The sequence below is a fragment of the Spiroplasma endosymbiont of Lariophagus distinguendus genome (genome assembly GCF_023846195.1).
Taxonomy (GTDB): Bacteria; Bacillota_I; Bacilli_A; order Mycoplasmatales; family VBWQ01; genus Spiroplasma_E.
Genome location: NZ_JALMUW010000104.1, coordinates 1 through 1,897, shown reverse-complemented (window position 1 = coordinate 1,897; position 1,897 = coordinate 1). Strand labels below are relative to the sequence as shown.

Annotated in this window: 2 protein-coding genes; both read left to right on the top strand. The window is 23.1% G+C overall.

Features of this window, described 5'->3' with window-relative positions:
* The first annotated feature begins 47 nt into the window (after positions 1-47).
* Entirely contained in the window at positions 48-1,364 is a 1,317-nt protein-coding gene (locus M0D11_RS05795) for a phage terminase large subunit (RefSeq protein WP_252320938.1), read from the top strand.
* A gap of 3 nt (positions 1,365-1,367) precedes the next feature.
* A partial coding sequence (locus tag M0D11_RS05790) for a phage portal protein (RefSeq protein WP_252320936.1) occupies positions 1,368-1,897 on the top strand: 530 nt, incomplete at its 3' end.

Here is a 1,897-nt window from a genome sequence, read left to right as displayed (position 1 = left end):
AATAAATGTTAAGTAATTTTGGTTATTTATTAGATATTGCTAAAAGAATGTATTTAAAACAACCTTTAAATATTACTAAAATTAAACAATTAGGTAGTCGTAAATCTGGTAAAACATTTAGTGATATTGAATTTCTTGGTATTTTATTAATGTTAGATAATATTAATATTCATGCTTATTTAATTCGTAATATGTCAAAACAATTAAATGATAGTTGACAAGAATTAAAACAAATTATTAAAGCAACATATCCTAGTATTAATTTTATTATTAGTGAAACTAAAAAAACTATTGAATTTAATGGTAGTAAAATAACTTGTAAATATTTACATTCACAAGATAATAGTAATGTTAAATTAACTGGATTAGCAAGTAATTATTTATATGATTATGTAATTATATGAAGTGATGAAAGATATGAAATTACTGAAAATGATTATCAAGATTTAAAAGATGCTATTCGTGGAGCAAAACAATTATTAGAAATTGAAAGTTGTAATCCTTGGTCAATTCTTAATGAATTTATTAAAAAGACAGTAACAGCTTGTCCTCAAAATGAAAAGCAAATTATTAATGAATATGAACAATTTACTATTATTAATAATACTATTTATCATTATCAAAATTGAAAATTAAATACTCATTTAGAAGATAGTGATAAACAGCAATTATTAGAAATAGAAGTTCTAGACCCAATATCTGCAAGAGTAAGAAGTCATGGTTTAGTTGGTTATGAATCTGGTGGAATATATTCACATTTACTTCCTAAAATTAGTAGAGTAATACAACCAAGTTATAGATTTAGTGCTGGATTAGATTATGGATTTAAAGATGATGCATTAGCATGTTTATTAATAGGTTTTGATTATAATTTTAAATTTGTTAATGTTATTGATTGTTTAAAAATAGAAAATAAATTAATTCGATATGATAATAAACAATTAGCAAGATTAGTAGTTGAGTTTTATATTAAATTAGCAAAAGAAAATAATTTGTTATATGAATATGGTTTAACTGTATATTGTGATTTTAGTAATTATACATTTATTGAAATGCTTAATGATACAGCAATTAAATATCAAGTTAATTCATGGCTATATTTTAAAGATTGTGTGAAATTAAGACTTGAGTTTAGAATAGGTAAAAATGTGGCTTTAATGGCATCAGAACGATTAAATATAAACATAAAGAATAATGCTCAATTATTATTAGATGAATTTAGATTAGCTGTATGAGACCCTAAGAGTATTAAACAAATACCATTAGCTGGTAATGACCATTTAAGAGATGCATTTGATTATGCAATTGAGCCATATATTAGAAATTTAAGTGCAAATATAAATCCTTATTTTGAAAGGAAGTAACATATGAATAATCATAATACTGAAATATTAACTCCTAAGTGATGTATGATAAATCTTCAAGAAATTATAGCAAATCATGCAAGTAAATTATTATGGGGTAATGGTTATACTTTAACAAGTGAAAATGAAGAATATAAAAGAGCAATTGAAAAAATAAAAGAACGAAATAATTTTGATAGTTTGTTTTATCAAGATTGTCATATTAAATCTGGTTATGGTTATAGTATTGTTCAAATTGATAAAAGTAAAACTGGTAGAATATCATTAAATTTTGCTCAGCCATATGCTCAATCAAGAGTTGCAAGAGTATTAGAAACTGAATATAGTGCATCAACATGGTCAAAAGTACAGTATGATGACCAAAGTATTTATGTTAAAACAACATATACTCCAAATCAAATTATTAGATATTTTACTAGTGATAAAGTTACATTAGATGGTTTACAAGAAAAAATAAGTAAAGATTTACAATTACCATTAATAGAAAATCATAATTTAGGTATTATTCCAGTTAAATTTATGCAAAATTTACC